The following is a 13,714-nucleotide window of genomic DNA, read 5'->3' as shown; positions in this document are numbered from 1 at the left end:
AAGGAGTGAAGAATATTGGCAAGTTTATTAGTGCTTGGAGCAGGTAAATTAGCTTTAGGTGATATGCTTTTTATTCTTGTGTCGTTCGTCATCCTTACCGCAGCTGTTAAGAAATTTGCATGGGGTCCCGTCACTAAAATGATGGATGCCAGATCAGAGAAAATATCTGGAGATCTAGATTACGCTGATCAAGAACGTGCACGTGCTGACAAGCTTGGGAAGGAACGTGAAGAAGCTCTTAAAAATTCACGTGCTGAAGCTATTGAGATTGTTAACAAGGCCAAAGAGAATGGTGAAGATCAAAAGAAAAACATCATGGCCGATGCTCATAGTGAAGCTGAGTCAGTAAGACAAAAAGCTAAGTCAGATGCTGAACGAGCTAAACAAGAAGCAATGAATGAAGCACAAAACGACATTGCTGGCTTGTCTTTGGAAGTAGCCTCAAAGATTATTTCCAAAGAGCTCAATGCAAATGACCAAAAATCACTGATCGACTCTTACATTAAGGAGTTGACCGTAAACAATGAAACTAAGTAAATTTCAAGTGGGAAAACGTTACAGTAGAGCGCTTTATGAAGTAGCTGAAGAGCAGGATTCTGTTAAAGATACATTGGAAGAGTTAGAATCACTTAATGTAATATTTACAGAAAATCCCGATCTTAACATAGCTTTTTCAGGACGTTCAATTTCTCGCACTGAAAAGTCAAAGATCGTAAGCAACTTAAAATCTGGTCATAGTGAACTCATGCAAGATTTTATCGACATGCTTTTTGACAGAAACAGACTAAACTGTTTTGAAGACATTTATGATGCTTATGTCAAAAGATACGATATCGATAACGGTATTGTAGAAGTGACTGTATCATCTGTTGTCGAATTGGATTCCGATCAAGAAGATAAGTTGAAATCGGTTATTGAACAAAGATTTTCAGTAAATAAAGTAAATTTAACGAAAATAGTAGATCCATCCATCATCGGTGGGATGATAATCCGTGTTGGTGATCAAGTTCTAGATGGAAGTGTCGCTAAGAGATTTAACGACATTAAACATATGCTATTGGTTAACAAATAAGTCGAGGTGAAAAGAATGAGCATCAAAACTGAAGAGATTAGTTCACTGATCAAAGAACAGTTGAAGAACTATAAAAATGAACTCTCAGTTGATGAAGTAGGTACAGTTACATACGTCGGTGATGGTATCGCTCGTGCTAATGGCCTTGAAAATGCTATGGCATCTGAGTTACTTGAATTCCCAGACGGTACATATGGTGTGGCTCAAAACCTTGAAAGTGATGATGTTGGTATCATCATTTTAGGAGATTACGACAAGATTCGTGAAGGCGATACAGTTAAGAGAACTGGTCGTATCATGGAAGTTCCAGTAGGTGACGAACTTATCGGACGTGTTGTTAATTCTTTGGGACGACCAGTTGACGGATTGGGTGAAATAAAGACAGATAAAACAAGACCTATTGAATCACCTGCACCAGGTGTTATGCAACGTAAATCAGTTTTCCAACCATTACAAACAGGTTTGAAGGCTGTCGATTCATTAGTACCAATTGGTCGTGGTCAACGTGAGTTGATTATCGGAGACCGTAAGACTGGTAAAACTTCAATCGCTATTGATACAATTATCAACCAAAAAGATCAAGATATGATTTGTGTTTATGTCGCTATTGGTCAAAAAGAGTCAACAATCAGAAATCAGGTTGAAACTTTAAGAAAGAACGGCGCTATGGACTACACTATCGTTGTCGAAGCTGGTCCTAGTCAACCTGCCCCTATGTTGTACTTCGCACCATATGCTGGAGCAGCTATGGGTGAATACTTCATGTATAACGGCAAGCATGTTCTTATCGTATACGATGATTTAAGTAAGCAAGCTACTGCCTATCGTGAACTGTCACTATTGCTTCGTAGACCACCTGGGCGTGAAGCATATCCTGGTGATGTTTTCTACTTGCATTCACGTTTGCTAGAACGTGCTGCTAAGTTGAGTGACGATCTTGGTGGTGGTTCAATGACTGCCTTACCAATCGTTGAGACACAAGCCGGTGATATTTCCGCATATATCCCAACAAACGTTATTTCCATCACTGATGGACAGATCTTCTTGAGTAGTGACTTATTCTATTCAGGTACACGTCCAGCTATTAATGCTGGTGAGTCTGTTTCTCGTGTTGGTGGTGATGCACAGATCAAGGCTATGAAGAAAGTTGCTGGTACTTTGCGTCTAGACCTTTCTTCATACCGTGAGCTAGAATCATTTGCTCAATTTGGTTCTGATCTTGATGAAGCTACTAAGGCTAAGCTAGACCGTGGTCGTCGTACAGTTGAGGTTCTAAAACAACCTGTACATTCACCGATCGCTGTTGAAAAACAAGTATTGATCTTGTTTGCTTTGACAAGAGGCTTCCTTGATAAGATCAAAGTTGATGATATTAAAGAATATGAAGCTTCACTTTCTGAATTCTTCGACGCTAACCATTCTGATCTCTTACAAGAAATTAAAGAAAAAGGTACACTACCTGACGAAGACAAGATGAGTGACGGTGTTAATGAATTTACCGAAAACTTCTTGGCTTCAAAATCTGAAAAGCAAGATAAATAATACAGGAGGTTTAAATTATGGCTGAGTCACTTATGGATATCAAAAGAAGAATTTCTTCTACTAAGAAAACCGGTCAAATAACAAGAGCCATGCAAATGGTTTCTGGTGCTAAACTCTCTCGTATTGAAAAGAAATCTATTGCTTATCAATTGTACGCAAAAAAAGTTGAAGATATTATTAGACATTTAACTATGGGTAATTTGTTCAATGAAATTCCAGTCACAGAAAATTCTTCTGATCCTTGGAGTTTGAACAATCTTCTTCAAGTACGTGAGGTAAAGAAAACAGCGTATGTTGTTATTACAAGTGACCGTGGTTTAGTTGGTGGATATAACAGTAATATTCTCAAAGCTATGATGGATATTTTTCGCAAGAAGTATCATGGCGATAAGAGCAAATTCACTGTTATTTCATTAGGAGCTACGGGTACTGATTTCTTCAAGACACGTGGTATTGATATTTCTTACGAATATCGTGGGTTACCTGATATTCCGACAGTTAAAAATATAACTCCAATGGTGAAAACCATTTTACAATTGTACCAAGCAGGTACATTTGACGAGATTTATATTTGCCACAATCATCACGTTAATTCTTTGGTTTCAAGATTTACTAACGATAAGTTATTGCCTCTTGAACAAGCACAGGATTCAACTCAAGAAGAAGAACATATTGCAAGTGAGTATGTTACAGATCCAAGTCCTGAAGCGGTCTTGTCTGCAATCGTACCTCAATATATTGAATCTTTAATTTTCGGAGCAATCATGGATGCGAAGACAGCTGAACATGCTGCTTCCGTTACAGCCATGAAGAGTGCTACTGATAATGCTGATGAATTGATCTCTGATCTTTCATTACATTACAACCGTGCTCGTCAAGCTCAAATTACTACAGAGATCACTGAAATTGTCGGCGGTGCTGCTGCACTAGAATAGTTTAGAAAGGAGCCAAATAAATGAGTAGCAAAGGTAAAGTTATTCAAGTAATCGGTCCAGTTGTTGACGTTGAGTTTCCTTTAGATGGAAACTTACCAGAACTTAATGACGCTTTGGTTATTAAGAAAAGTGACGGATCAGAGATTACACTTGAAGTTGCTCTAGAATTAGGTGATGGCGCCTTACGTGCTATTTCCATGAGTTCTACTGATGGACTTCAGAGAGGTGCCGACGTTGTTAATACAGGTAGTTCTATTACTGTTCCCGTTGGTAAGGAAACATTAGGACGTGTGTTCAACGTTTTAGGTGAATCAATTGATGGAGGTGAGGAATTCCCTGCCGATTTCAGAAGAGATAGTATTCACCGTCAAGCACCTGCATATGATGAATTAAATACATCAACAGAAATTCTTGAAACAGGTATTAAGGTTATCGACCTTCTCGAACCATACGTTCGTGGTGGTAAAGTTGGATTGTTCGGTGGTGCCGGTGTTGGTAAGACCGTTCTAATTCAAGAGTTGATTCACAATATCGCCGAAGAGCATGGTGGTATTTCAGTATTTACTGGTGTTGGTGAGAGAACTCGTGAAGGTAATGACCTTTATTACGAAATGAAAGAATCTGGCGTTCTGGAAAAGACTGCCATGGTTTATGGTCAAATGAACGAATCACCCGGTGCTCGTATGCGTGTTGCCTTAACAGGTTTGACGATTGCTGAGTACTTCCGTGATGTTGAAGGACAAGACGTTCTATTGTTCATTGACAACATCTTTAGATTTACACAAGCTGGTTCTGAAGTTTCAGCCTTGCTTGGACGTATGCCATCAGCCGTTGGTTACCAACCAACACTTGCTACAGAAATGGGTCAATTGCAAGAAAGAATCACTTCTACTAAGAAGGGTTCGATCACTTCAATTCAAGCCGTTTATGTTCCTGCTGATGATTATACTGACCCTGCTCCAGCTACAACTTTCGCCCATTTGGATGCTACAACCAACTTGGAACGTAAGTTAACTGAACAAGGTATCTATCCAGCTGTTGATCCACTAGCATCATCATCATCAGCTCTTGATCCAGCTATTGTTGGTCAAGAACATTATGATGTTGCTACACAAGTTCAACAAGTTCTTCAAAGATATCGTGAATTGCAAGATATTATCTCAATTCTAGGTATGGATGAATTGTCAGACGAAGAAAAGACTGTCGTTGCTCGTGCAAGACGTATTCAATTCTTCTTATCACAAAACTTTAGTGTTGCTGAACAATTTACAGGTAAGCCGGGTTCTTATGTCCCTGTTTCAGAGACAGTTAAGGACTTCAAGGCCATTCTTGATGGTGAATACGATGACGTTCCAGAAGATGCCTTTAATGGTGTCGGTGGAATCAAAGATGCCCTCGAAAAAGCCAGAGACATGGGTTGGACACCTGAAGATGAAGAAAACGATGATAACGCTGCTGAGGCAGTCGCTAACTAATGAGGAGGGGATAATATGGCTGATCCAAATAACATTGTGACGGTCAATATTGTTACTCCTGATGGTGTTGTTTATGACCATCATGGCAATCTAGTTGTTGTGCATGCGCTTGATGGGGAGATCGGTATCATGTCTAATCATGAACCGATTATCGCACCTGTTAAAATTTCAGAAGTTCGTGTAAAGCGTACTGATGAACCGCATCATGAAGATGCCATCGCTGTTAACGGCGGATTCTTGGAGTTCAGCAATAATCTAGTTTCTATCGTGGCTAATAGTGCTGAAAGAGCTAGAGATATTGATTTAAGACGTGCCCAATATCAAAAACAAAAAGCTGAAGCAACAATCAAAACTGCTTCAGAGAAACATAATGTTGATGATCTAGCACGTGCTCAAGTTTCTCTGCGCAAGGCTATGAATAGAATTAATGTAAGTTCACATAAGTAAATAATGGGGTTAATACTATCTTCTTTGAGGAGAGTATTAATCCTTTTTATTTTATTCATAAATAAAATATTAATTTGTCAAATAATCTGCTAGACTTTTAAGGTAACCTTAAAAGATCCACAAAATAATTTATGTAAGTGTTACGATTTACAAAGTGAGGTTTAAAAAATGACAAACTTAGGAATAAATGCAATAATTACGCTGGTTAGCCATATTGTGTTTATCTGGATCAGTTTCAATGCATTACAAGTTGTAGATTGGCGAAAAATTTATAACAAATCTAATCCTAGAATGTTACAATTACTTGTAGCGTTTGTTTCAATCGCTTTAGGTTATACTGTGAGTTCTTTCTTTTTGAACATCATCAGTGTTTCGCAAAACCTAACCTTACTTTTTTAAATGATTCCGATGTTTTGGAGGAGAATATTGTGCAACAAATAATCGTAAATGGACCTAGTCAATTAAAGGGAACAGTAAGAATTGAGGGTGCTAAGAATGCTGCGCTACCAATTTTAGCGTCAACATTATTGGCTTCTGAAGGAAAAACTTACTTATCAAATATCCCTCCACTTTCAGACGTCACAACGATGGCTAAAGTGCTAAGAGCTTTGGATGCTGATGTAACTTTTGATGAAAATGACGAAATTCTAACTGTTGATACATCCAAGGGTATTTCTACAACTGCCCCTGAAGAACTTGTTGATAAGATGCGTGCTTCTATTGTTGTTTTAGGACCCTTACTAGCTCGCAATAAGGAAGCACATGTTGCAATGCCTGGTGGCTGCGCAATTGGTTCTAGACCCATTGATTTGCATATTAAGGGACTGGAAGCTATGGGTGCTGAGTTTAGCCAAAGTGGTGGATTCATCGATGCCAAGACTGATGGTTTACATGGTGCCAACATCTATTTGGATTTCCCAAGTGTAGGTGCTACACAAAACATCATGATGGCAGCATCATTGGCAGATGGTGTAACGGTTATCGATAACGTAGCTCGTGAACCAGAGATCGTTGATTTAGCTAATGTTTTGAATAAGATGGGCGCTGAAGTTAGTGGAGCCGGAACAAATACAATTCGTATTACAGGTGTAGAATCTATGCATGGTTGTGAACACATGATCATGCAAGATCGTATCGAAGCAGGTACATTTATGGTGGCTGCTGCCGTTACGAACGGTGATATTTTAGTTAAAGATGCCGTTGTAGTTCACAACAAGCCTTTGATTTCTAAGCTAGAGGAAATGGGCGTTACAGTCGAAGAATCTGACGAAGGTATCAGAGTGATCGGTAAGAATCAACTGAAACCAGTTGATGTTAAGACACTTCCACATCCTGGTTTTCCTACTGATATGCAAGCACAAATGACGCTTGCACAATTATTAAGCGTAGGAACTACCGTTATGACGGAGACCGTTTTTGAGAACCGCTTCATGCACTTCCCAGAGTTTGGAAAAATGAAGGCAGATTACAAGATTGAAGGTAATTCTGTAATCATGTTTGGTCCTGCACAATTATCAGGCGCTAATGTTGCCGCAACAGATTTACGTGCCGCTGCCGCTTTAGTATTAGCAGGATTAGTAGCTGAAGGGGAGACTCGTGTTTCGAATCTCCAATATTTAGATCGTGGATATTACCGTTTCACTGAAAAGTTAAGAGAATTAGGTGCTAATGTTAGACGTGTTTCAATTGACGAAAGTGGTCGTGAAAGTCTAGTATTGAACACGGTATCTAGTGTTACTAAGTTAGCTTAAATTTAGTTTAAGAAAGTGGTTTCCCACTTTCTTTTTTTATTGATAAATTAATATGATACGTCGGTTTATGATATACTTTTTGTGTTTAGATTTTGGAGGATATAGCATGGCAAAATATCTAGGAATTGATTTAGGTACAGCAAACGTACTTATAGATGTTAAAGGTGAAGGTATCGTGTTGAACGAACCTTCTGTAGTCGCAATTAATACCAAGAATGACGACGTAGTCGCAGTTGGAAAGGACGCATACCTGATGGTCGGTAGAACACCTGCCAACATTAAAGCTGTTCGTCCACTAAAAGACGGTGTTATTGCTGATTTTAATATAACAGAAAAAATGCTTCAGTATTTTATTGATAAATTGAATGTTGGAGGACGTTTCTCAAAGCCAACAATTATGATCTGTGCTCCAACAAACGTTACTCCAGTTGAACAAAAAGCCATTATCGAAGCAGCTGAACAAGCGGGTGGAGGTAAGGTTTATTTGCAACTTGAACCAAAAGTTGCTGCTGTTGGTGCCGGCCTTGATATTTTTAAGCCACAAGGAAATATGGTGATCGATATCGGTGGTGGTACGAGTGACGTGGCCGTATTATCGATGGGAGACGTCGTTACAAGCCGTTCCTTGAGATTTGCGGGTGATAAGATGACAAGTGCCATTCAAGCCTATGTGAAGCAAAATCACAGCTTGATCATCGGTGAGAGAACTGCTGAACAAATCAAGATTGAGATCGGCTGTGCAATGGACGCTGATGAGAGCGTTACATTCTCAGCCAGTGGTATTGATATTGTCAGTGGTCTACCAAAAGAAATCACCATTAACGAAAAAGAAGTCGAGAAAGCACTAAGCGATGGCGTTACACAAATCATCGAAGCTGCAAAAGGTGTCTTGGAGCAAACTCCTCCTGAACTATCAGCTGATATTATTGATCGTGGTATCATGCTAACTGGTGGTGGAGCACTCTTGAAGAATTTGGATAAGTTATTAGCTGAACAACTTCAAGTACCAGTTCTGATGACTGAAAGTCCTTTGGATTCAGTTGCATTAGGAACAGGCATTCTTTTGGATAATATCGAAAAACATAAGAAATATTAAGGTGAAAAATGAAACGAGACTTTGGTAAAGAATATCGTCGAGGCGTGTTCAAGAAAATCGGCTGGATTTTGTTATTAATGCTCATCTTCCTTATTTTGGGTATGTTGATCGGCTCTGCTTTAGGCGGATCCAATCCATTAGCTGTTTTATGGCCGGGAACTTGGATGCACATGTTTGATTTTCTGAGATAATTATGATTAAGAAAATATTAATTGGCTTAGTCCATATATACCAAAAATTTATATCGCCGGTTTTGCCGCCAAGTTGTAGATATTATCCAACTTGTTCGACTTATTTTATCGACGCATTAAAAAAACACGGGGCAATTTTAGGCTCAATTATGGGTCTGGCACGGATATTACGATGCAATCCGTTTGTTCGTGGTGGTGTTGATCCTGTTCCGGATAATTTCACCATTTTTAGAAATCCTCATCCTGAAGATTATGAGGATGAAATTATTGCTCAGAAATTTCATAGTAAAGAATAGGAAGATTTAATGTCAAAATCAAAAAAAGCAGTTGAAATCAATTTAAAGGATATTAGTGATGATCCAGAAAAATATGAACTTTGGGATGGTAAGAAGTATATCGGTACCATAACCAAAGAAGGGGATCGTTATCTTTCGTTTGTTGAAAGCACTGACACTCCCTTTAAATCAGTTAAATTGGATGACGCTATAAATGAATTATTGATGCAGTATAATCTACATAATCATTAATTAGGTGTAAAAATGCAAATTAGAAATAATAAGAGAGAAAATGATTCGGATTCAAGAATCGATTACGGGATAATTTTTTCCGTAATGATGTTGGCTCTAATAGGCTTAATGTCTATTTACGTTGCGACAACGCAAGATTCACAAAATCCAATGCGAAATGTTGTTTCACAAGTAGCTTGGTATACACTCGGGGCAATCATTATAGCGGTTATCATGCAGTTCGATGCAGAGCAACTGTGGCAAGTGGCTAACTATGCCTATTATGCCGGGATAGCGTTATTAGTTCTGGTTCTGATATTTTACAGTAGGTCATATGCTGCAAATACAGGTGCTAAGAGTTGGTTTGCAATTGGATCATTTACATTTCAGCCTTCTGAAGTTATGAAGCCTGCCTTTATATTGATGATGGGAAAGGTAATAACCAACCACAACAGTGAGAATCCAACTCATACTTTGAGGACAGACTTTGTTCTACTTGGAAAAATGATTTTATGGACAGCTCCAGTTATCGTATTATTAAAATTACAAAATGACTTAGGTACATTATTGGTTTTCGTCGCTATATTGGGCGGTATGATCTTGGTTTCAGGAATCGACTGGCGAATTATTCTGACGGCCTTCTTGATCGTTGCAGTTATTGGTGGAACGGCACTGTTATTTGCGACGACTGATTGGGGTCGTTCAATATTGACGCACGCCGGCTTCCGAAATTATCAGTTTGCACGTATCGATAGTTGGCTGAATCCGTCGCAAGATACTTCAGAAGATGGCTATCAAATATGGCAAAACATGAAGGCGATTGGTTCTGGTCAACTCTTCGGTAAGGGATTTAATGTATCCAACGTTTATGTTCCAGTTCGTGAATCAGATATGATTTTTTCAGTTATCGGTGAGAACTTTGGATTCGTTGGTTCATGTATCTTGATTCTTTTATATTTCTTGTTGATTTACCAAATGATCCAAGTGACATTTGATACAAAGAACGAATTTTATGCATATGTATCAACCGGTGTTATTATGATGATCTTGTTCCACGTGTTCGAAAACATTGGTATGAGTGTTGGTCTGTTACCGTTGACTGGTATTCCGTTACCGTTTATTTCACAAGGTGGTTCAGCTTTATTAGGAAATATGATCGGTATCGGTCTGATCATGTCAATGCGTTACCATCATAAGAGTTACATGTTCGAGAATGGTACATTCAAAAAAAGGTAGGGATTTTTTATGGCAACAGATAAATATTTATGGGTTGAAAAAGGTGACGATACAACACGTATAGGTCTAACAGCAGCTGGTCAAGAAGCACTGGGAAAGATCAAGTTCATTGATTTACCAGTAGTTGGACGCGATATAAAAGTTGGAGATTCTACTGGTGAAGTAGAAGCACAAAAGGCTGTAGTTGAGTTTGAATCACCAGTTACAGGTACTATTGTTAAGGTAAATGATAAATTAAGTGATAATCCAGAGTTATTAAATGGGCCAGAAAAAGATGCTTGGCTTTTTGAAGTAAATAATTAAATATTTAAAACTTATAGTTTTATTATTGCTTATTTCTTGCATGTTTTTTTAATAACTGTTTAAATTATCCTGAAATTAATAAATGAATGGGGATAATTCAAATGAAAATTTTAGGTGAAAAAATTCGCCACTACAGAAAGCTCAGAGGTCTCTCTCAGTCTGAGCTTGCCGATGGTATTTGTACTCAGGCTACTGTTAGTCTTATTGAAAAAAAGGATAAAATTCCTAGCATGGAAATCTTGGTTCGCATTTGTGAAAGACTGGGTATCACAATGAACCTTGTTATCGTCAATGACGATAGTCAAATTTATTCAATAATCTCTGATATCAAAGAGTCTTTTTACAAAGATGACTACCAAGGTATCAGTGATAAGCTGAATAAATTGAATGATATCAATGTTAATAACAAGCAAGAAATCAAGTTAATTCATTTCTTCAATGGGTTGGTCGAATATGAAATTAACGAAAACTTTGATAAGGCGATTTTTGATTTCAATCGCGCGATGAATGTTAATATCGCTAATGTCGATATGTATGACATTTTGATCGATGTCTATACTGCTAAGGCATACGTCAACAAGAAATCGTTAGACGAAGCGAAGGTCTACTATGGACAAGCCAAAGAATTGATTCAAACTAGTGGTGGTAAGATCAATGATGACAACTATCATGATAGTATCTTGATCTACTCCAATATGTCCGCCTTGTCTTTGGATCTCGGCGATAACCAAAGTGCTAGTGAGTACGCTAACGAAGGTATTCATATCGCTAAGAAAGAACAATCATTATTCAAATTGGATTCAATGTATTGTTCTATGGCTGAAGCTGGAACTCGTGAGGGCCAAAAGTCAGATGAAGATTACATCAAAGCTTATGTCCTTTCCAGCATAAACGAAGATACTAATATTTTTGATAAATTAAAGTCAAAGATTGAAGAAATGAATCTCAATATTTTTAATAAATAGTAATCAAAAAATTATTAATTTCAAATAAAAACAGAGAGTCGATAAAATAAATTATCGGCTCTCTGTTTTTTTTTAATTATTTTTTACGAGGTTTTTGGATAGGTTTGTTATCAAGGTCAGTTCTTACAACTAGAACGTCACATGAGGCTGTTCTAGTTACGTATTCAGTAACTGAACCGATAAGTAGTCTCTCCATTGCGTTAAGACCAGTAGCACCGATCATGATAAGATCGACACCGAGTTTTTTAGGGAAGTCCGTTGCAATGATGGCCTTTGGGGCACCATATTCGATGCTGTAATCAATATCTGTCAAACCAGCATCTTTAGCAGTTTCTACATAACTCTTAACTGTTTCTTTTGCTTTTTCAGTGATTTGTTCAACCATTGTTGAATCAAAACTGGAAACGTTTTGGAATGCCCGTGTATCAATTACATGTAGTAAATGTACAGCGGCGTTATTTCTTTTGGCAACTTCTACAGCTTTTTTGAAAGCTAGTTCTGCTTCAAATGATCCATCAATTGGTACGAGAATGTTTTTATATTGTTGTAACATGTTATCACCCCATTGATTTATTATATTCTGTCTATACTTTCATTTTAGTTGATTGGGGCTGTAAAATACAGTCATCTGCGAATATTTGCTAAATAAATTGAAAATCCGGCGGCAACGATACTACCTAATAGTAGTGTGATAAAGTTTGATTCTCTGCTACCGACGATCATAATGATCACGCCCGTAATAGATATCAATACTAGTAAAACAGATGTAATTATCATTGCACTTCTCAAGCTTAAATTTTCATTGGGTGAGTAGATCAGGAACTTTTTATTACGATGACTCCATAAGTTGTATGCTAGGGCTAATAAAAAAATGATAAATATTAGCATTAAAATTTTAATTGCCATTATTAGTATTCACTCCGTTTGTTTTTTTGAAATTATTTAATTGTTCAAGACGCATTTTGAGAGCTTGTTCATATTTTCCAGTGGTATTCGGTTTGTAGAAGGTTTCATTTACCAAATTATCTGGTAAATATTGTTGATTGACCCAAGCGTTAGGATAGTCGTGGGGATATTTGTAACCAATACCGTGTCCCAATTTTTTTGCACCACTGTAATGTGCATCTTTTAAATCATCGGGAATCGAGGTGGCCTTGCCACTTCTAACGTCAGCAAGTGCGGCGTCTATTGCCTGCATTCCGGAGTTGGACTTGGGGCATAGACATAGATCGATGACGGCATTTGCTAGAGGGATGCGTGCTTCAGGTAGTCCTACCATTTGTGCCACTTGTGCGGCTTGTACGGCACGCTGACAAGCTTGTGGGTTAGCCAAGCCTATATCTTCATACGCACAGACCAAAAGCCGTCTGATGGCCGTTGTAAGCTCGCCGGCTTCTAAAAGTCTTGCTAAGTATAGTAGGGCTGCATCAGGGTCGCTCCCCCGTATTGATTTTTGAAACGCAGAGATAACATCGTAGTGACTATCGCCATTTTTATCAGCGGAGATGGCCTTTTTCTGCACGGATTCTTCGATCGATTTTAGGTCAAGATGGATTTCTCCAGCTTTTTCTTCAGTCGATAGGACGGATAGTTCCAGTCCGTTGAGGATGCTTCTCAAATCACCATTGGTGGAAGTAACTAGTAACTCCAAAGCATTTTCATCTATTTTTACGTTATATTCACCTAGTCCCTTTTGATCATCGGTGAGCGCACGCTTGACGGCCTTTTTCAAGTCGTCCGGTTCAAGTGGCTTTAACTCAAAAATTTGGACTCGGGAGCGAATTGCTGGATTGATATTGATGTATGGATTTTCGGTTGTAGCACCGATCAAAATGATCGAACCGCTTTCGAGTAAAGGCAATAAAAAATCCTGCTTAGTTTTGTCGAGGCGATGGATTTCGTCTAGTAGCAAGACGACAGTTCCACTCATTTTGGCTTCTTCAGCAACGATTTGTAGGTCTTTTTTACTATCAGTGGCGGCATTTAACATTCGGAAGGCGTATTTGGTACTACCAGCAATTGCACTGGCGATGCTAGTTTTGCCGATCCCAGGTGGTCCATATAGAATCATCGATGATAGCATTTTAGCGTTAACCATTCTACGAATGATTTTGTTAGGACCGACCAAGTGCTGTTGACCAACGATTTCGTCAATGTTAGTCGGACGCATACGATATGCTAGTGGTTTTTGCATA

At 38.4% G+C, this 13,714-nt stretch carries 18 protein-coding genes; 15 read left to right on the top strand and 3 right to left on the bottom strand.

The features are described from left to right. The first annotated feature begins 15 nt into the window (after nt 1-15). The 15 genes from atpF (at nt 16) to AC27FM_RS02310 (ending at nt 11,519) form a co-directional block, all read left to right on the top strand. A complete protein-coding gene (gene atpF / locus AC27FM_RS02380; protein WP_487085727.1) occupies nt 16-537 on the top strand; it encodes a F0F1 ATP synthase subunit B in 522 nt (173 codons plus the stop codon). Continuing rightward, the gene (gene atpH / locus AC27FM_RS02375; protein ID WP_487085726.1) at nt 524-1,072 is read left to right on the top strand and encodes an ATP synthase F1 subunit delta; all 549 of its coding nucleotides are present in this window, start codon (nt 524-526) and stop codon (nt 1,070-1,072) included. Before atpF ends, atpH begins: the two co-directional genes overlap by 14 nt. A gap of 15 nt (nt 1,073-1,087) precedes the next feature. Further along, a complete protein-coding gene (atpA, locus tag AC27FM_RS02370) occupies nt 1,088-2,614 on the top strand; it encodes a F0F1 ATP synthase subunit alpha (RefSeq protein WP_487085725.1) in 1,527 nt (508 codons plus the stop codon). A 17-nt stretch (nt 2,615-2,631) separates the two neighbouring features. After that, a complete protein-coding gene (locus AC27FM_RS02365; protein ID WP_487085724.1) occupies nt 2,632-3,549 on the top strand; it encodes a F0F1 ATP synthase subunit gamma in 918 nt (305 codons plus the stop codon). A 20-nt stretch (nt 3,550-3,569) separates the two neighbouring features. After that, the gene (gene atpD, locus AC27FM_RS02360) at nt 3,570-5,024 is read left to right on the top strand and encodes a F0F1 ATP synthase subunit beta (RefSeq protein ID WP_487085723.1); all 1,455 of its coding nucleotides are present in this window, start codon (nt 3,570-3,572) and stop codon (nt 5,022-5,024) included. A gap of 15 nt (nt 5,025-5,039) precedes the next feature. Beyond that, entirely contained in the window at nt 5,040-5,471 is a 432-nt protein-coding gene (locus tag AC27FM_RS02355; protein WP_487085722.1) for a F0F1 ATP synthase subunit epsilon, read from the top strand. A 168-nt stretch (nt 5,472-5,639) separates the two neighbouring features. Further along, nucleotides 5,640-5,870: a DUF1146 family protein gene (locus AC27FM_RS02350; protein WP_487085721.1), complete on the top strand. Its 231-nt coding sequence runs from the start codon at nt 5,640-5,642 to the stop codon at nt 5,868-5,870. 29 nt (nt 5,871-5,899) lie between these two features. Next, complete coding sequence (gene murA, locus AC27FM_RS02345) at nt 5,900-7,222, top strand: UDP-N-acetylglucosamine 1-carboxyvinyltransferase (protein ID WP_487085720.1); 1,323 nt, start codon at nt 5,900-5,902, stop codon at nt 7,220-7,222. Nucleotides 7,223-7,328: 106 nt separating this feature from the next. Beyond that, nucleotides 7,329-8,318 carry a rod shape-determining protein MreB gene (mreB, locus tag AC27FM_RS02340; protein WP_487085719.1) on the top strand — a complete coding sequence of 330 codons (990 nt, stop codon included), beginning with the start codon at nt 7,329-7,331 and terminating at the stop codon, nt 8,316-8,318. Between the two features lie 8 nt (nt 8,319-8,326). Continuing rightward, nucleotides 8,327-8,509, top strand: a complete 183-nt coding sequence (locus AC27FM_RS02335) for a DNA-directed RNA polymerase subunit beta (RefSeq protein ID WP_487085718.1) — start codon at nt 8,327-8,329, stop codon at nt 8,507-8,509. A 5-nt stretch (nt 8,510-8,514) separates the two neighbouring features. Further along, nucleotides 8,515-8,805: a membrane protein insertion efficiency factor YidD gene (yidD, locus tag AC27FM_RS02330; protein WP_487086068.1), complete on the top strand. Its 291-nt coding sequence runs from the start codon at nt 8,515-8,517 to the stop codon at nt 8,803-8,805. 9 nt (nt 8,806-8,814) lie between these two features. Beyond that, on the top strand, nt 8,815-9,036 hold the full coding sequence (locus AC27FM_RS02325) for a DUF2969 family protein (RefSeq protein ID WP_334328904.1): 222 nt from the start codon (nt 8,815-8,817) through the stop codon (nt 9,034-9,036). Between the two features lie 12 nt (nt 9,037-9,048). Beyond that, on the top strand, nt 9,049-10,251 hold the full coding sequence (locus AC27FM_RS02320) for an FtsW/RodA/SpoVE family cell cycle protein (protein WP_487085717.1): 1,203 nt from the start codon (nt 9,049-9,051) through the stop codon (nt 10,249-10,251). Nucleotides 10,252-10,260: 9 nt separating this feature from the next. Continuing rightward, nucleotides 10,261-10,554, top strand: a complete 294-nt coding sequence (locus AC27FM_RS02315; RefSeq protein ID WP_487085716.1) for a glycine cleavage system H family protein — start codon at nt 10,261-10,263, stop codon at nt 10,552-10,554. A 101-nt stretch (nt 10,555-10,655) separates the two neighbouring features. Continuing rightward, nucleotides 10,656-11,519 (top strand): helix-turn-helix domain-containing protein, encoded by an 864-nt coding sequence (locus AC27FM_RS02310; protein ID WP_487085715.1) that lies wholly within the window; start codon nt 10,656-10,658, stop codon nt 11,517-11,519. Between the two features lie 76 nt (nt 11,520-11,595). Here the strand turns inward: AC27FM_RS02310 and AC27FM_RS02305 are convergent, their stop codons facing one another. From AC27FM_RS02305 to AC27FM_RS02295, 3 genes are all read right to left on the bottom strand, one after another. Next, a complete protein-coding gene (locus tag AC27FM_RS02305) occupies nt 11,596-12,072 on the bottom strand; it encodes a universal stress protein (RefSeq protein ID WP_487085714.1) in 477 nt (158 codons plus the stop codon). A 71-nt stretch (nt 12,073-12,143) separates the two neighbouring features. Then, the gene (locus AC27FM_RS02300; protein ID WP_487085713.1) at nt 12,144-12,425 is read right to left on the bottom strand and encodes a hypothetical protein; all 282 of its coding nucleotides are present in this window, start codon (nt 12,423-12,425) and stop codon (nt 12,144-12,146) included. Further along, on the bottom strand, nt 12,415-13,713 hold the full coding sequence (locus tag AC27FM_RS02295) for a replication-associated recombination protein A (RefSeq protein WP_487085712.1): 1,299 nt from the start codon (nt 13,711-13,713) through the stop codon (nt 12,415-12,417). Before AC27FM_RS02295 ends, AC27FM_RS02300 begins: the two co-directional genes overlap by 11 nt. Nucleotide 13,714: the final 1 nt, after the last annotated feature.

The sequence above is a fragment of the Companilactobacillus sp. y65-5 genome, from assembly GCF_057541095.1.
This window is presented reverse-complemented; position numbering and strand designations above follow the sequence as displayed.

What these genes read in the sequence shown, in the direction of transcription:
- AC27FM_RS02325 (WP_334328904.1), top strand. Translation starts at nt 8,815, where the DNA reads ATGTCAAAATCAAAAAAAGCAGTTGAAATCAATTTAAAGGATATTAGT.
- AC27FM_RS02305 (WP_487085714.1), bottom strand. Translation starts at nt 12,072, where the DNA reads ATGTTACAACAATATAAAAACATTCTCGTACCAATTGATGGATCATTT.
- AC27FM_RS02295 (WP_487085712.1), bottom strand. Translation starts at nt 13,713, where the DNA reads ATGCAAAAACCACTAGCATATCGTATGCGTCCGACTAACATTGACGAA.
- atpD (WP_487085723.1), top strand. Translation starts at nt 3,570, where the DNA reads ATGAGTAGCAAAGGTAAAGTTATTCAAGTAATCGGTCCAGTTGTTGAC.
- AC27FM_RS02355 (WP_487085722.1), top strand. Translation starts at nt 5,040, where the DNA reads ATGGCTGATCCAAATAACATTGTGACGGTCAATATTGTTACTCCTGAT.
- mreB (WP_487085719.1), top strand. Translation starts at nt 7,329, where the DNA reads ATGGCAAAATATCTAGGAATTGATTTAGGTACAGCAAACGTACTTATA.
- AC27FM_RS02300 (WP_487085713.1), bottom strand. Translation starts at nt 12,425, where the DNA reads ATGGCAATTAAAATTTTAATGCTAATATTTATCATTTTTTTATTAGCC.
- atpA (WP_487085725.1), top strand. Translation starts at nt 1,088, where the DNA reads ATGAGCATCAAAACTGAAGAGATTAGTTCACTGATCAAAGAACAGTTG.
- AC27FM_RS02320 (WP_487085717.1), top strand. Translation starts at nt 9,049, where the DNA reads ATGCAAATTAGAAATAATAAGAGAGAAAATGATTCGGATTCAAGAATC.
- AC27FM_RS02350 (WP_487085721.1), top strand. Translation starts at nt 5,640, where the DNA reads ATGACAAACTTAGGAATAAATGCAATAATTACGCTGGTTAGCCATATT.
- AC27FM_RS02335 (WP_487085718.1), top strand. Translation starts at nt 8,327, where the DNA reads ATGAAACGAGACTTTGGTAAAGAATATCGTCGAGGCGTGTTCAAGAAA.
- atpH (WP_487085726.1), top strand. Translation starts at nt 524, where the DNA reads ATGAAACTAAGTAAATTTCAAGTGGGAAAACGTTACAGTAGAGCGCTT.
- AC27FM_RS02310 (WP_487085715.1), top strand. Translation starts at nt 10,656, where the DNA reads ATGAAAATTTTAGGTGAAAAAATTCGCCACTACAGAAAGCTCAGAGGT.
- AC27FM_RS02315 (WP_487085716.1), top strand. Translation starts at nt 10,261, where the DNA reads ATGGCAACAGATAAATATTTATGGGTTGAAAAAGGTGACGATACAACA.
- AC27FM_RS02365 (WP_487085724.1), top strand. Translation starts at nt 2,632, where the DNA reads ATGGCTGAGTCACTTATGGATATCAAAAGAAGAATTTCTTCTACTAAG.